The organism is Porphyromonas crevioricanis (assembly GCF_900167225.1).
Classification (GTDB): Bacteria; Bacteroidota; Bacteroidia; order Bacteroidales; family Porphyromonadaceae; genus Porphyromonas; species Porphyromonas crevioricanis.
On the sequence record NZ_FUXH01000004.1, the window covers coordinates 44,379 to 59,991 of the forward strand.

A 15,613-nucleotide genomic window follows, 5' to 3' on the forward strand; every position below is an offset into this window, starting at 1 on the left:
CTAAATAGTTATCAATTATGGCAAACAAAAAAGAGAAGCTCCTCAGTGACTTCCCGCCTATTACAACTGATGAATGGGTGGCCAAAATCACGGCCGACCTCAAGGGTGCCCCATTCGACAAAAAGTTGGTGTGGCGCACTCCCGAAGGCTTCGATCTTTACCCCTTCTACAGAATGGAGGATATAGAGGGGTTGAACACAGCGAAAAACCTGCCGGCTCAATTCCCTTATGTGCGCTCAACACGTATGGACAATGAGTGGACAGTTCGCCAAGACCTGGTAGTAGAAGACCTATCCGAAGCCAATATCAAAGCTTTGGATTTGTTACAGAGAGGTGTTACGGCTTTGGGATTCAAGCTTAAAAGAGACCAGACAACCGTAGAGGCTTTAGAAAAATTGCTCAAAGACATTGTCCCCGAAGCTGTTGAACTACATTTCAGTTGTTGCCAGTCAGTTGTTGTAAAGCTGGCTAAGGCTTTGGCAGAGTATCTCTCCGCTAAATCTCAAGATCCTGCTGCATGCCGTGGATCAATCAATTACAATCCCTTCAAAAAACAACTTGTACGAGGTGTAGTCAAGGAAGACTGGGCTACCACAGCCAAGGAAATTCTACTTGCAGTAGAGCCGATACCCGGATTCCGTGTGCTGCATATAGATGCCTATCTACTGGCTGATGCCGGTGCCTATATTACTCAACAATTGGGGTTTGCTTTAGCTTGGGGACAACAATTGCTTGATACCCTCTCAGATGAGGGGTATTCGATAGACACACTTGGTAGACGTATACAGTTTAATTTTGGTGTGGGGACCAACTATTTCATGGAGATAGCCAAGTTCAGAGCTGCTCGATGGCTATGGGCTGAAATAGTAGGGGCCTATGGTGATCAATACAAGGGGGATGCGGCTAAGATTTATATGCACGCCATAAGCACAACTTGGAATAAGACTCTATACGACTCCTATGTCAACCTCCTTCGTACGCAAACAGAAACAATGTCCGCCTCCTTGGGTGGTGTAAATTCCATTACAGTACTCCCTTTTGATGGCATATATCAGCAACCGGACGAATTCTCCGAACGTATTGCTCGAAATCAGCAACTTCTGCTCAAAGAGGAATGTAATTTCGACAAGGTGATAGACCCTTCTGCCGGATCGTATTATATCGAACATCTTACTAACAGTATAGCCACTGAAGGCTGGAAACTCTTCCTCTCTGTTATTGAAGATGGTGGTTTCTGCAAGCAAGCTAATGAAGGCAAAGTGCAGGCAGCTGTAAACGCTTCCAACGCCAAGCGACATGAGGCTGTAGCTCGCCGCAAAGAAAGCTTGCTAGGAACGAACCAGTTCCCCAATTTCACCGAATTGGTTGCTGGTAAGGTCGCCCAAACAGAGGAAAAATCTGCGGGCAAACATGGCTGTGGCTGCGGAGGATGCAACAGTACTATCGAGGCTCTGTCCTTCTCTCGTGCGGCTTCGGATTTTGAGGACCTTCGCCTCTCTACCGAACGTAGTGGAAAAACTCCTACTGTCTTCATGCTTACTATCGGTAATTTGGCAATGCGCTTGGCAAGATCTCAGTTCTCATCAAACTTCTTTGCTTGTGCTGGTTACAAACTGATAGATAACCTCGGTTTTGAGACAGTTGAAGAGGGGGTAGATGCGGCTATGAAAGCAGGAGCAGACATTGTTTGTCTATGCTCCAGTGATGATGAGTATGCAACTTATGCCATACCGGCATATCGCTACCTCAATGGTCGTGCCGAGTTTGTAGTAGCCGGAGCTCCTGCTTGTATGCCGGAGTTGCAGGAAGCAGGGATAAAGGATTACGTAAATGTGAAGTCCAATGTCTTGGAAGTGCTCCAAGACTTCAATAAAAGACTTGGTATTAACGCCTAACAGCCGAATAGTATGAAGCCAAATTTCAGAAATATAGACATCAAGTCCGCCGGCTTTGTGGCAATGAATGCTACCAAGTGGGCTGAGGACAACCATATATCAGCCAACTGGCGTACCCCTGAACAGATCGATGTACGTCCGGTCTATACACAAGACGATCTAGAAGGAATGGAGCACTTGCATTATGCCTCGGGCTTACCTCCTTTCTTGCGTGGCCCGTACAGTGCCATGTACCCTCTTCGTCCATGGACCATTAGACAATATGCCGGATTCTCTACGGCAGAGGAATCAAATGCTTTCTACAGACGTAACCTTGCGTCAGGACAGAAAGGTTTGTCGGTGGCCTTCGACTTGGCAACCCACCGTGGCTATGATGCCGATCACAGCCGAGTTGTAGGTGATGTGGGAAAGGCAGGTGTTTCTATCTGCTCTCTCGAAGATATGAAGGTACTCTTCGATGGGATCCCCTTGTCCAAAATGTCGGTGTCCATGACCATGAATGGAGCTGTATTGCCAGTCTTGGCTTTCTATATCAACGCCGGTTTGGAACAAGGAGCCAAACTTGAGGAGATGGCCGGTACAATACAGAATGATATTCTGAAAGAGTTTATGGTGCGTAATACCTACATCTACCCACCTGAATTCTCAATGAAGATTATTGCAGACATCTTTGAGTACACCTCTCAAAAGATGCCTAAGTTCAACTCTATCTCTATCTCTGGCTACCATATGCAGGAGGCCGGAGCGACGGCAGACATCGAAATGGCTTATACGCTGTCCGATGGTATGGAGTATCTGCGTGCCGGTATCAATGCTGGTATACCTGTAGACAAGTTTGCACCACGTTTGTCTTTCTTCTGGGCTATTGGAGTAAACCACTTCATGGAGATCGCAAAAATGCGTGCAGCTCGTATGCTTTGGGCTAAAATAGTCAAGAGCTTTGGCGCAGAAAACCCCAAGAGTTTACCACTGCGTACCCATAGCCAGACTTCCGGTTGGTCGCTTACGGAGCAAGACCCCTTCAACAATGTCGGACGTACTTGTATAGAAGCAATGGCTGCCGTTTTGGGGCATACTCAATCCTTGCACACCAATGCGTTGGATGAGGCTATTGCTTTGCCTACAGACTTCTCAGCTCGTATCGCACGTAATACACAGATCTACATTCAGGAAGAAACCATGGTTTGTAAGCAAATCGACCCATGGGGAGGTTCTTACTATGTGGAAAGTCTTACAAATGAGCTGATGCATAAAGCCTGGGCTCATATCCAAGAGATCGAAGGCATGGGTGGTATGGCCAAGGCAATCGAGACCGGACTGCCGAAATTGCGTATCGAAGAGGCGGCAGCACGCACTCAAGCCCGCATTGACTCCAACCAACAAACAATTGTGGGAGTTAATAAATATCGTCTGGACAAAGAAGATCCTATTGATATTCTGGAGATCGACAATACGGCCGTACGAGAACAACAAATTGGTCGCTTGAACGAGCTGCGCAAAGATCGAGACGAAGAGGCTGTAAAGAAGGCTCTCGAAGACATCACCAATTGTGTGCGCACCAAAGAAGGGAACTTGCTCGAATTGGCTGTAAAGGCAGCTGGTTTGCGTGCTTCTTTGGGTGAAATATCTGATGCTTGCGAAGAAGTCGTAGGTAGATACAAAGCTGTAATCCGAACCATATCAGGCGTGTATTCATCAGAATCGGGTGGCGACAAAGTATTTGATCGCGCCAAGCAGCTCGCAGAAGAGTTCGCTAAGAAAGAAGGGCGTCAGCCTCGTATCATGATTGCCAAAATGGGGCAAGACGGACACGACCGTGGAGCCAAAGTAGTTGCCACAGGCTATGCCGACTGCGGTTTCGACGTAGACATGGGGCCTTTGTTCCAAACTCCGGAAGAGGCTGCTCGGCAGGCTGTAGAGAATGACGTTCATGTAATGGGTGTCAGCTCATTGGCTGCAGGGCACAAGACGTTGATCCCACAAGTAATAGAAGAGCTGAAGAAATTAGGACGTCCCGATATTTTGGTAACAGCCGGTGGTGTTATCCCCGCGCAGGACTATGATTTCCTATACAAAGCCGGTGTGGTAGCAATCTTCGGTCCGGGTACTCCGGTGGCTTTCTCTGCTGTAAAAGTGTTGGAGATCCTACTACAAGATTGAAGTAGAGTAGGGTATCTTTTACCCTAACCTCCCCGATATGAAAAGAGGGTTGTGCTGCTTATATGACAGCGCAACCCTCTTTTTTCCTTTGAACAATACCATTCAGGGGGGAGCTTATCAGATCACCCCTGTTTTCATATCATCGTTTTGTACACTCTTGTCTCGTTTAAGTTGCCCAAAGCCTCTTTTCGTTCTTCCGCCGTGGCACGGTCGGAAGTGATGATGCCTGTCCAAGGCAGGTTTACTAATCTTTTCATGTTCACAACGAGTTTGAATTAAAAAATCTCCGCAAAACAGCAAGGCGATTTGCGGAGATTGAATGTGCAATTTTCGGTCATGGTCCGGCGATTGCCGCGTTGATCATGATGTGAAGGTTTCATCAGAGAGCCTTGCTCACACGGAGATCATCAGTAATTTTTTTAGGTAACTCCCCTCCCGCCACTTTCAAGGACAGGAGGAGAGGTTTATTTTATCGTGTCATGCCCGTGGGGCAAGGCAAATCCTATGGGCGGACGGGCCGCACCGCCCACCCGTAGCAGCGGCGGCTGTTGCTCCAGTCGTGCTGGCCCGAACCGAAGTGGAGGCTGCGGGCGTAGTCGCTGCCGGGCCCGACGAGCGAACTCGACCAACAGCCGCCCCACCTGCCGGCACCGTCGAGATCGTAACCATTGCGGTTGCCGGCGGCCGGCAGGAAGATGCTGTTGCCGTTCTTCTTCGATACCACCTTGTAGCCGTTCACGCCGTAGCCGTTCACATCGTCCCTCTTGATCCAAGTCCAGGTGCAGTTGTCTGGGTTTACCAGTTCTAGGATTTCACCTGCGGTCGGCATGCGCCAGGGTGCGCCGAGCGCGGCGGTGGCGGCATCGTCCTCGGGGTCGAGGACGGTTTTTCGGTCGGTTTTGTTGTATTTATTCAAGTTATCCTCCGTACCCCACTTGTAGGTTGCCCATACGTAGTCAGTCTTGGGCTCTGTCTCGCCCCATGCGTAGTAGTCGCCGTTATCGCCCGGCTTTGATGCGCCGAGGTTGCACCTCGCCCATTTGAGACCGCTTGGCAGGCCGAGGTCGACATATTCCATCGTTGAAGGAGTGGTGCCTCCTCCACCTTCGCCTCCTCCACCTTCGCCTCCTCCACCGCCGCTGCCGCCACTTCCGATGGCTGCTTTGAGTTCGTCGAGCTTGGCGATGATTTGTGCGAGGGCTGCGGCTGCCGAGGTGTTGCCGGAGTTCACAGAGGCGATGAGGTTGTTGATGGCGGTGGTTACGTTGGCAATCTGTGTGGCGATGCCTGCCTGTGCGTCGCCGAGTGCTTCAATCTGCGTCTTCATGGCATTGAGGGCGGCGACTACGGCGTCGAACTTGTCGCTATAGTTCGGCATAGCATTGATGGCCGCCTTGATGGCAGAGAGTTTGTCGCCATAGTCGGGCAGGTTGGCAATGGCCGTCTTGATGGCTTCAAGCTGCGCGGAGTAGTCGGGCAGTGCCTTGATAGCATCTTCGAGCAGCTGCATTTTGCTTTCCATGGAGAGGGCCTGTGCCTTGATGGCAGCCTCGATGGCAGCGAGCTTCTGGGCGGTGGTAGCAGATGTGCTCTCGATGATGCCGCGGATAGCTTCGAGCTTCTCGGAGAGCGCTCCGCTCATGTTGTCGATGGCCTGTGCTAATTTGGTGGTCATCTCGTCGAGCTTGATGGTGTTGTTGTTCACCGCTGTCTCCAAGAGTTGCAACTTGCTTTCGAGTGAGAGGGTGTTTGCCGCAGTTGTCGATGGCCTGTGCTAATTTGGTGGTCATCTCGTCGAGCTTGATGGTGTTGTTGTTCACCGCTGTCCCCAAGAGTAGCAACTTGCTTTCGAGTGAGAGCGTCTGTGCCTTGATAGCTGCCTCTATGGCAGCGAGCTTAGCCGCAAGCGCATTGCTCTGATTGGTGATTACTTCGATGAGCATCTGCAATTTCTCGGCTTGCGTGGCTTTCATCTGGTCAATGGATGAGGAGAGCTTGGCAATAGCCTCTTCCATCTTCATTGTACCATTGTTGATGGCTTCCACCACCTTGGTGAAGTCGTTGTTCACTGTCACGTTCATCGTGTAGTTGATCTCGGGTGCGTCTTCCTGACATGAGGTGAGGAACGTGGGTGCTGCCAACAGCATGGTGATGGCAAACAGGATAGATTTTATTCGTTTCATAATCTCTATTGTTTTAATCATTATTGTTACTTAGTTGTTTGGAAAATAGCAAAGTCATGCTCCTATGGAACTTTCGTCCGGGGGCGTAGGCGTCGGAGTGGGTGTACCGCTTTGGGTAGAGATGCCGTCGGGACGTGTCACCATACGCTGCACCGCCTTGGCTTGGTCGCGCATCTCGTGTCGGGGGAAGAACTGTATGCGGGGTGTCTTCAACGTGTCGGCGGTAACCTCCTTTTCGGTTTCCATACGCTTTCCCGTGGAGACGACCTTGAACGAACCGAGGTCGGCAAGGTCGACGGCACGACCGGCAAACATCTCCTCACGCACGACCTCTGCCAGTGCCGTGATGGCGGCACGCACGTCGGCACGCGAGAGGGCGGTGGCATTGATGATGCGATCCTCCACCTGACGGGAGGTAATCTTGTCTTGTGTCGCAGGGGCGGCATAGTACATGGTCTTGCCCTTGTGCTTGCCAATGTTTACGACGACTTTCTTGACGCTGTATAGAATCATAGTCTTTTGTTGTTTTATCTCTGCCCGAATGTGCTGTCGAAACATCGAGTGACATCCTATTGGAACGTCGATGGACGTTCTATTGGAGCATTGATTGACGTTCCGTCGGTGCGTTGCTTCCGTTGCCTTTCGAGCATCTTGAGATGGGTTAATAAACTCTATTCTTCTACGGTAATGATTACTCGGCGTCCCTTCAGCACGACGGGCTTGCTCTGCTCGCACTCGCTGAGACGCTTGGAGAGTTCCTGCTGCTTGCTCTCGGCACGGTCGGCACGCTGTCGGTCGTTCTCGGCTTGCTGTCGCAGGGCGTTCAACTGGTCGTTGAGGGTGGCAATTTCACCATCATAGCGTGCCGCCAATGCCTTGGCACGGCTGGGGGCGAAGCTGTATCGCATGGTGGCGAGGGCGAAGATGAGGTTCTTCGGTGCCATCTCCTTGCGGGCGATGAGCCAGTCCATTTCTCCCTTTATGCCTACGGCAATGCGTGGCGAGAGGTTCGCCTCAATGTGGAGCGATGCAGGGATGTAGAAATTGCGGAAGTCGGTGTGCGTATTGGTGGTACGCACGTTGCCCGTGAGCGTGAGGCTCGACTCGTTGCTGATGGTGGCATCGGGAGTAAGTGGCGACGTAGTGCCACCCTGCGAGATGGTGTTGTTGAAGTAGATGCCATACTCGTTGCCTTTGGCAAAGAGGTAGCCCACGCCCGTGCCGGCATAGATGTTGAGCCATTGCGCCTTTCGGCTGCTCCATAGCTCCATGATGTTGAAGTCAGCACCGAGGCGTACTTTGTGGTAGTTCACCACATAGTTGCCATAGGTCTTGACGGGCATTTGCTTCGGGTCGATGGTAGAGAACCTCTGCTCGCGACGGTAGCGTGAGTAGAGATACTCCGCACCAACACGCACCCACGGCACGATGTGGTAGTCGATGCCGCCGCCCACGGCAGGCGACAGACTGTAACTACGTTTGGCATCAAGGTTCTGATACCACACGCCCGATGCCCACGACGTGCCACCCTCGGCATAGATGCTCCAAGTATGGGTGCGGGCTTGTCGATTGAAGTCGGGCTGTGTCGGCGTGCCTCCCGATGACTCCGAGGTCTGCCCGTGGGCAACGACGGCAATCGTGCAGGAGAGCAGAGCCGTCAGCCCCATTCGGGTCATCCTGCCTAAGAGAGGCAGTGACGATGACTGATGTTCGCTTCTGTTCATAATTACTTTTGTTTAATGAATACTAGGTGATTGTATTAGTCTTTTCGTGTATCGGATTTCGGAGGGTCGCTGTCGCCCCCGAGCGTATCGGGTAGCTTTTCTCTGGCGAGGTTGCCCTTTAGCTGCTTGTCCACTTCGATGCGTACCATATCGCGGATCACATCCAAGAGTTCTAAGCGGTCGCTTGTAATACGAGCAATCTCGTCGGGGGAGATGCGACGGTTTGAAGTATCTTTTTTTCGTGCCATTTCAAAACGTCTGTTTTCTTTTCTGCAAAGCTACCCCCGCATCTGCCAAAGGGATATGTTGATTTCGGACAAAAACCTGCAGAAATCGGACATTCTTCAAGTACCCCACCTGCATATTTCGGACATCGAGAAATCGCATTCCATTGAATATCAGCGAAAAATGCCGAAAAAGCTCGCAGATAGTCCGAAAAATAGTTTTGAGGACTTTGGGAGAGTTTCGAGTGTTTTTCGTCAGTATTTTCTTTCGCTTTTCTTTCTGTGATTGCTTTGCATGCAGTGCGGAAATGAACTTACGAAATGAATATTTGATTTCTTATGGAAGTTTTATTGGCGTTGTATTATGGATTATGGAGCTTTTTGTTACCTTTGCAAGCAGATTAAAATATGGATTTATGGATGCAAGAAGATTGACCACCATCTTTTCCGACCAAAAGGAAGAACTGCTGTCGCACGACCCGTCGCTGTTGTGCAGCAGAATGGAGGAGAGGCAGCTGTCGCCGTCGAGCAACCTTGCCCAGATTGTGATAGGCGTGCGCCGAAGCGGAAAATCCACCCTGTGCGAGAAGTTCATACGGCAGCAGGGGGTGGAATTTGCCTATGCCAACTTCGATGACGACCGACTGACAGGAATGGAGACCGACGATTTCGACCGTGTGCTTGATGCCTTGTATCAGATATATGGTGATTTCAAGTATCTTTTCCTTGACGAGGTGCAGAACATCAAGGGCTGGCAGTTGTTTGTCAACCGCCTGCTTCGCCAGAAAGTGCACCTGTTTGTCACGGGTTCCAACTCCAAACTGCTGAGCAGCGAACTGACCACCCACCTGACAGGACGACACAACAAGGTGGAACTCTATCCGTTCTCGTTTACCGAATATGCCACGATGCGTGGCGTGGAACTTCGCTCCCTCTCCACCAAAGCCAAAGCCCTGCGCAAGAAAGCCCTGCATGAATACCTGATGGACGGCGGCTTTCCCGAACTGATGAACGAGCAGAACAAAAGGGGGTACATTGAGGCACTGCTCAATTCGATCATCAAGAACGACATCGCACGGCGGTTCCGTCTGAGGCACGTGGAGGTGCTTCGGCGAATGGCAACCTACCTTGCCGACAATTTCTGCCAGGAGTTCGTGGCAACAGACCTTGCCAAACTTTTTGGTGTGTCGAACCACACCATAGAGAACTACTATTCCCATCTGAAGGAGGCATTCCTGCTGCTGGGTGTTCCCAAGTTCTCTTATAAGAGTCGGGAGCGGGTACGCAACGAGAAAGTGTATGTGGTAGATGTGGCTTTTGTATCGGAACGCAGCGGCACTTTCTCCACCGAGAATATGGGTTGGCGATTAGAGAATGTGGTCTATGTGGAACTGCTCCGTCGCTACCGCCCCGAGTATGCTGACGTGTTCTATTACCGTGACAACCAATGGGAAGTGGATTTTGTCATCGCCAAGGGAGGAAAGGTGGAACAGTTGGTGCAGGTGTCCTATGACATCAGTGCGGAGAAGACCTTGAACCGTGAGATCAACGCTCTGCTGAAAGCCGCCACGAAATTCCATTGCGAAAACCTGCTGCTCATCAACTTCGACGAAGACCGTGAAGTGGAGAAGAACGGACATTGCATCCGTATGGTTCCTGCCGCAGAATGGCTGACCCGACAATAAACACACCTATGAACAATCACAAAAAATCATACTTGTGCAACACCACAAACATGGTCTTAAAACCTCTTTACAGCCTCACCACGAGCCTTTTAACATTTATGGGGGGAGGTAAACGCTATCGGCTGATTTTAAGCGTTATAACGACGTTTGTATCGGTTGGTTTTCTGCTTGTTTCGTGCGGGAGAGAGCCAGTTTCTTTTACGGCTGAAGAGCGGCACGAGGCAGACAGCATTGTAAAGTCGATAAAGAACAGCGACTCGCTCGCCGTGCTTCAGAAGCAGTGGGAGAAGGAGGGGAAAACGCTTATGAGCATCGTTGCCCTGCGAGAACAGGGCAAGGCTCTACGCAACAAAAGCCTTTTCGACGAGGCTCTCTATGTCCACAGCGAGGAATTGAAGCAGGCAGAAGCCGCACGAGATACCCTCGAATGGGTGCAGGCACTCAACAACATTGGTACGGACTACCGCCGACTGGGCGTACTGGACGTAGCTCAGGAGTATCACTATAGGGCGTGGAAACTGAGCGAAGAATACTCGGACACCACCTTCACCGCAAAGAAGAACCGTGTGATGTCGCTCAACGGATTGGGCAACATCTATATGACCATCGGCAATTACAACCGTGCCGACAGTGCCCTGCACATGGCTCTGGCAGGCGAGCAGGAGCTGAACAGTGCCGTGGGCATGGCGATCAACTATGCTAACCTCGGCTCCATCTTTGAGCATCGGGGGCAGACAGACTCGGCATGGGTCTATTATCGTCGCTCTATGGAACTCAACCAAAAGGCAAACAATACGTTGGGCATATCGCTTTGCCACACCTACTTTGGCTCGCTGTATGAGAAAGCGAAGGACTACGACAAGTCGATCGCAGAGTATGAAGCCGCTTACAAGCTGATGGAGGCATCCCAAGACGAGTGGCACGCACTGAACTCGCTCATCGCACTGGCGGGCATACACTGTGCCTCGGGCAACGACAGGCAGACTCTCGCCTATCTGGACAGAGCCAAGACAGTGGCGGAGCGCATCAAGTCGGTGGAGCATCAGGCGGAAATCTACACCTTATATTATAAGCACCACAAACATTCGGGCAATCTCTCGCAAGCCTTGGTATGCTATGAGCGTGCGACGGCTTTGCAAGACAGCGTGGTGGATATGGAAAAAATCAACCGCATGCAGAGCACCAGCCTCGCCATAGAGCGAAGACGGCAGCAACAACAAATGGCGGAGGTAAATTATAAATTGGAAAGTGAACGAACGATACGGCATTGGGGGATTGGTGCTTTCGTCTTGCTACTGCTCCTGTCGGGTGGCGGAATAACAGCGTTGTTCTACATACAACGTCTCCGTGCACGCAGCCATCATGCACTAAAGCAAATGAGTATGATGCGCGAGACGTTCTTCACCAACATCACCCATGAGTTCCGCACACCGCTCACCGTCATCTTGGGACTGAGCCGTGAGCTTGTCGACGATGAAAAGGCACGACCGACGACACGGGAAAAGGCAGAGGTTATCAAGCGTCAGGGCAATAGTCTGCTGACGCTTATCAATCAACTCTTGGACATTTCCAAAATCAAGTCGTCTGTGGGTGCCCCCGATTGGTATGCCGGCAACATCACGACCTACATCGAAATGCTGGTAGATAGTTATCAAGACTATGCCGAGAGCCGAGGCGTGAAGCTCCAGTTCATCGGTAAGGACAAGGTGGAGATGGACTTCGTGCCCGACTATGTGACCAAGGTGCTGAATAACCTGCTTTCCAATGCCCTCAAATTCACGCCGGAGTATGGCAAGATAAGAGTTTCGTTGTGGCAACATCACGAGCAACTGCGTATTGACGTGAGTGACACGGGCAGAGGAATAGCCGAGAGTTCTATTCCGCATATCTTCAAGCCGTTTTACCAGTCGGAGCAGGATGCAGGCAACGTCGGCACAGGCGTGGGATTGGCGCTCGTGAAGCAGATCATCGACAACGTAGAGGGTACGATAAGCGTGGAGAGTACCGTGGGCAAGGGAACAACTTTCCACATTGCCGTACCTATACGCCACGAAAGTAAGAAACGCCTCTTGGAAGATACCAGTATGATGGGCAACCCCCCCCTGATCCCCGAAGCCTTACAGATACCCGATGATAGTACCAACTCGGATGCCGACTGCCGTATTTTGATCATCGAAGATAATATCGACGTGGCTGCGTATATCGGCTCACAACTAACAGATGGCTACGCCGTGGCGTACGCTGCTGACGGCACGCAGGGATTGGAAAAAGCCATGGAATTGGTGCCCGACCTGATCATCACCGACCTGATGATGCCCGGTATGGACGGCTTGGAAGTGTGCCGAGCAGTGCGTGGCAATGAAATACTGAGCCATATTCCCGTAATCATCGTAACGGCAAAGGTAAGCGAGGAAGACCGTGTGAAAGGCTTTGAAGCGGGGGCGGATGCCTATCTTGCCAAACCGTTCAACCACGATGAGCTACGAGTGCGTGTGGAGAAACTCCTCGAGCAGCGTCGCCTGTTGCGAGAGAAATATACCAAAGCCGTGACAGAGGGCAAGGAAACTGAGGTAGTCATGAACGATACTGACCGCAGGTTCCTCTCTAAGACGGTGAATGCCATCTATATGCTGATGGAACAACGTGAGCTGAACACCACATTGCTTGCCGATAAACTTTGCCTGAGCGAACGCCAACTCCGCCGCAAGCTAACAGCTCTGACGGGCGACTCCCCTGCTTCCTTCATACAGCATACCCGTATGGAGCGTGCCAAGCAGCTACTCGTCTCCCAACCCGAATGGACGATAGAAGTGGTGGCAGACTCTTGCGGCTTCGAGAGCTACTCGGTGTTCTACCACGCTTTCAAGAAACTCTACAACATCTCTCCCTCACAGTACAGACAAGAGGGGAGCTGAATACACAAGTCCCTTTTGGGTTAATGGGCATGACGATGGGATATATCTTTGCGGTATATCCCATTCGTTGTATATGGAAGAGCCACTTCCCACCATATCAATGCCACAAGTACGCAGTTATTCCCAACTGCTAACATGCACGGTTTCTTTGATTTACCTTTTCCCATGCACCGCTGTTGGTGTCATTAAATACATTGTAATATGGACGAAAAAATCAAAGACCAAGAAGTCCTTTTAGTCGAGGATCAGAAGGACAAAACTCTCAAAGCCGTCGCAGGGACGGACGAGAAAGGCGGACTGAAGACTCTACCGCCCACCGCCGAGCAGAAAGAAGAGAAGTAGGAACAGAAGCGTTCCAAGGGAATGAAAATGTAATCCGCCACCACTAACATCCAAAAGTAAAATCGTATGAAAGTCATCATAGCAGAAAAACCGAGCGTAGCCCGTGAGATTGCCCGCGTCGTTCGGGCAACGAACAGAAAAGAGGGCTATATAGAAGGCAGTAACTACACCGTCACATGGGCATTAGGACACCAGATAACGGTGCCCATGCCCGAAGCCTACGGTTTCAAAGGTTTCCATCGTGAAAATCTTCCCATCCTGCCTCCCGTCTTTACCCTTATTCCCCGTCAAGTCAAGAGCGGTAAAGGCTACAAGGCAGACCCGAGTGCCCTTGCCCAGCTCAAAGTCATTGAAAAACTCTTCAAAGCGGCAGAGAGCATCATCGTAGCCACCGACGCAGGACGTGAGGGTGAGTTAATATTCAGGTTCATCTACGAGTATCTCGGCATCGCCAAGCCTTTTGAGCGACTCTGGATCAGTTCGCTCACAGACAAAGCCATTCGGGAAGGACTTGTCCAGCTCAAAAGCGGAGCCGAGTACGACAATCTTTATTATGCCGCTCGAGCACGCAGCGAAGCCGACTGGCTCGTGGGTATCAATGCCACTCAAGCCGTTTCCATAGCGGCAGGTTATGGCACTTACTCGTTAGGCAGGGTGCAGACTCCGACACTCTGCATGGTCTGCTCACGCTTCTGGGAACATAAGAAGTTTACGCCACAACCGTTTTGGCAACTGAGCCTTTCTGTAAAGGACGGCGATGAGAGCTTCCGTTTCTCATCGCCCGAACGCTACTTCAACAAGGAAGAAGCCACCGCCTTGTATGAGAAACTCAAAGCAGCCTCTCAAATCACGATAGAGACGATTGTCCGCAAGGAAGCGAAGCAGGAACCACCTCTTTTGTACGACCTGACCACCTTGCAGAAGGAAGCCAATAGCCGACACCGTTATCCGGCAGAGCAAATCCTTACACTGGCACAAAAACTTTATGAAAAGGGATACATCACTTATCCGCGTACCGGAAGTCGTTATATCTCGGAGGATGTCTTGGAGGAAATCCCCGCATTGATCGCATTCCTGCATGACCATCCCGTATGGGGTATCCATGCCCGTAACCTTTCCGTCCTCAATGCCCGATCGGTAAACGGGAAGAAAGAGACCGACCACCATGCCCTGCTCATTACAGGCAAAAAGCCGATAGATGTATTTGGAGAGGAAGCGGTCATCTATAATATGATTGTAGGGCGTATGCTGGAAGCCTTCTCCGCTCGGTGTGAGAAAGACGTTACCACCGTAACCGCCTTGTGCGAAGGTGTAAAGTTCACGCTCAAAGGAGAAATCATCAAGGAAGAGGGTTGGCGTGCCATCCTCAAAAACAGCAGGAAAAAAGATAAGGAGCAGTTAGAAGCTGAAGAACGAGAAAGTCGAGAAAATGGGGAAGGCATCATCATCCCCGAATGGGAGGAAGGCGAGCAACTCCCGCTCTGCGCCTGTTCGTTGGCACAAGGGACGACTAAGCCAAAACCGCTGCAGATTGTCAAATTTATAGAAAGAAAGTATTTGGTAGATCCTTTCTATACCCTTTTGCGAATATACTTTTTTTTATAAATAGAAGTGCCAAGTTTTTCCGAAAACAACTCCTACGATGTTGGAAAAAGAGATCTCATTTGCCATGCCTCCCCAACTCTTGTACAATAACTGGGGAGAGAGCAAAAATTCTCTCCTGAGAGAATTTTTGCTAACACAGGAGAGAATTTTTGTTTTCACAGGAGAGAATTTTGACCCCCTCAGAATGCCGATGAATAGGGCCTTTTGAGAAGAGCTTTTGGAGACCTAAAAGTTCTTTTTGTTTGGCTATTTCCCAGTCAAATGGCATCACCATTAGGTGGAAGACAGCTTTTCTAAAATCGTATTGCTTTAGTTATAATGCGATATGAAATTTAAATTACAGAAGAGTGGAATTAGCTCCTTAGTCAAAGTGATCGCTTGTTATATATAAATTAGTGTCAACGCCATGTCGTAATTATTGCATTCCATAAAGCTTGACAAAGGGCTACTGAAACAAGCGTCTTGGGAGCCTGCGCAACGATCTCGAAAACAGAAGCTTTCGGGTTTGCTTTTTTGTCAGGGAAAATATAAATTAGCGGTGAAATGAATAATCAATAATGTCCAACCACTAATAACAACAACACTATGTCAATCACCATTTCTTTCAACGAATTGCGAAGAATAAAAGATAGTCTGCCTGACGGCGCCATGACACGCATCGCCGAGGAGCTTGATCTTCGCCCGGATACAGTGAGGAATTACTTTGGCGGTGCCAACTACGAAGAAGGTCGGAGTTGCGGTATACATATAGAACCCGGCCCCGATGGCGGTCTGGTTGAGATTGACGACCCCACCATACTCAATAAGGCTAAGGCTATTCTTGGGGAAAAGCCCCTCGAGGAAGAAATGGCATCTGAGTCCTAATGATACCATGAAAGAG

11 protein-coding genes and 1 pseudogene are annotated in these 15,613 nt (G+C 50.4%); 7 read left to right on the forward strand and 5 right to left on the reverse strand.

The window, feature by feature from the left end:
* The first annotated feature begins 17 nt into the window (after positions 1–17).
* Together mutA and scpA are read left to right on the forward strand one after the other, a co-directional pair.
* The gene (gene mutA, locus B5D48_RS03330) at positions 18–1,895 is read left to right on the forward strand and encodes a methylmalonyl-CoA mutase small subunit (protein ID WP_023938626.1); all 1,878 of its coding nucleotides are present in this window, start codon (positions 18–20) and stop codon (positions 1,893–1,895) included.
* Between the two features lie 12 nt (positions 1,896–1,907).
* The gene (gene scpA / locus B5D48_RS03335; protein ID WP_023938625.1) at positions 1,908–4,055 is read left to right on the forward strand and encodes a methylmalonyl-CoA mutase; all 2,148 of its coding nucleotides are present in this window, start codon (positions 1,908–1,910) and stop codon (positions 4,053–4,055) included.
* Between the two features lie 134 nt (positions 4,056–4,189).
* Here scpA and B5D48_RS09295 read toward each other — a convergent pair whose 3' ends face one another.
* The 5 genes from B5D48_RS09295 to B5D48_RS03360 all read right to left on the reverse strand — a co-directional run bounded on the left by B5D48_RS09295 (position 4,190) and on the right by B5D48_RS03360 (position 8,210).
* Positions 4,190–4,312 carry a hypothetical protein gene (locus B5D48_RS09295; protein WP_023938624.1) on the reverse strand — a complete coding sequence of 41 codons (123 nt, stop codon included), beginning with the start codon at positions 4,310–4,312 and terminating at the stop codon, positions 4,190–4,192.
* A 245-nt stretch (positions 4,313–4,557) separates the two neighbouring features.
* On the reverse strand, positions 4,558–5,760 hold the full coding sequence (locus tag B5D48_RS03340) for a methyl-accepting chemotaxis protein (protein ID WP_159445544.1): 1,203 nt from the start codon (positions 5,758–5,760) through the stop codon (positions 4,558–4,560).
* A gap of 532 nt (positions 5,761–6,292) precedes the next feature.
* Positions 6,293–6,751, reverse strand: a complete 459-nt coding sequence (locus B5D48_RS03350) for an HU family DNA-binding protein (RefSeq protein ID WP_023938418.1) — start codon at positions 6,749–6,751, stop codon at positions 6,293–6,295.
* Between the two features lie 158 nt (positions 6,752–6,909).
* On the reverse strand, positions 6,910–7,905 hold the full coding sequence (locus B5D48_RS03355; protein ID WP_052512536.1) for an outer membrane protein: 996 nt from the start codon (positions 7,903–7,905) through the stop codon (positions 6,910–6,912).
* Between the two features lie 92 nt (positions 7,906–7,997).
* Positions 7,998–8,210: a hypothetical protein gene (locus tag B5D48_RS03360; RefSeq protein ID WP_023938416.1), complete on the reverse strand. Its 213-nt coding sequence runs from the start codon at positions 8,208–8,210 to the stop codon at positions 7,998–8,000.
* 284 nt (positions 8,211–8,494) lie between these two features.
* On the opposite strand from B5D48_RS03360, the gene B5D48_RS03370 reads away from it, so the two are divergent.
* The 5 genes and pseudogenes from B5D48_RS03370 to B5D48_RS03385 all read left to right on the forward strand — a co-directional run bounded on the left by B5D48_RS03370 (position 8,495) and on the right by B5D48_RS03385 (position 15,597).
* Positions 8,495–9,871, forward strand: coding sequence for an ATP-binding protein (locus B5D48_RS03370; RefSeq protein WP_234985392.1), 1,377 nt, complete (start codon positions 8,495–8,497; stop codon positions 9,869–9,871).
* Positions 9,872–10,512: 641 nt separating this feature from the next.
* Positions 10,513–12,786 carry a hybrid sensor histidine kinase/response regulator transcription factor gene (locus B5D48_RS03375; protein ID WP_234985393.1) on the forward strand — a complete coding sequence of 758 codons (2,274 nt, stop codon included), beginning with the start codon at positions 10,513–10,515 and terminating at the stop codon, positions 12,784–12,786.
* 201 nt (positions 12,787–12,987) lie between these two features.
* Entirely contained in the window at positions 12,988–13,128 is a 141-nt protein-coding gene (locus B5D48_RS09185; protein ID WP_023938410.1) for a hypothetical protein, read from the forward strand.
* Between the two features lie 66 nt (positions 13,129–13,194).
* A pseudogene (locus tag B5D48_RS03380) lies at positions 13,195–14,655 on the forward strand (DNA topoisomerase); the annotation flags it as partial.
* A 663-nt stretch (positions 14,656–15,318) separates the two neighbouring features.
* Positions 15,319–15,597, forward strand: coding sequence for a hypothetical protein (locus B5D48_RS03385; protein ID WP_023938407.1), 279 nt, complete (start codon positions 15,319–15,321; stop codon positions 15,595–15,597).
* Positions 15,598–15,613 lie beyond the last annotated feature (16 nt).

Excerpts from the sequence above, each read along its gene's own strand:
- mutA (WP_023938626.1), top strand. The coding sequence starts at position 18 with ATGGCAAACAAAAAAGAGAAGCTCCTCAGTGACTTCCCGCCTATTACA.
- scpA (WP_023938625.1), top strand. The coding sequence starts at position 1,908 with ATGAAGCCAAATTTCAGAAATATAGACATCAAGTCCGCCGGCTTTGTG.
- B5D48_RS09295 (WP_023938624.1), bottom strand. The coding sequence starts at position 4,312 with ATGAAAAGATTAGTAAACCTGCCTTGGACAGGCATCATCACTTCCGAC.
- B5D48_RS03350 (WP_023938418.1), bottom strand. The coding sequence starts at position 6,751 with ATGATTCTATACAGCGTCAAGAAAGTCGTCGTAAACATTGGCAAGCAC.
- B5D48_RS03355 (WP_052512536.1), bottom strand. The coding sequence starts at position 7,905 with ATGGGGCTGACGGCTCTGCTCTCCTGCACGATTGCCGTCGTTGCCCAC.
- B5D48_RS03360 (WP_023938416.1), bottom strand. The coding sequence starts at position 8,210 with ATGGCACGAAAAAAAGATACTTCAAACCGTCGCATCTCCCCCGACGAG.
- B5D48_RS03370 (WP_234985392.1), top strand. The coding sequence starts at position 8,495 with ATGAACTTACGAAATGAATATTTGATTTCTTATGGAAGTTTTATTGGC.
- B5D48_RS03375 (WP_234985393.1), top strand. The coding sequence starts at position 10,513 with ATGGCTCTGGCAGGCGAGCAGGAGCTGAACAGTGCCGTGGGCATGGCG.
- B5D48_RS09185 (WP_023938410.1), top strand. The coding sequence starts at position 12,988 with ATGGACGAAAAAATCAAAGACCAAGAAGTCCTTTTAGTCGAGGATCAG.
- B5D48_RS03385 (WP_023938407.1), top strand. The coding sequence starts at position 15,319 with ATGTCAATCACCATTTCTTTCAACGAATTGCGAAGAATAAAAGATAGT.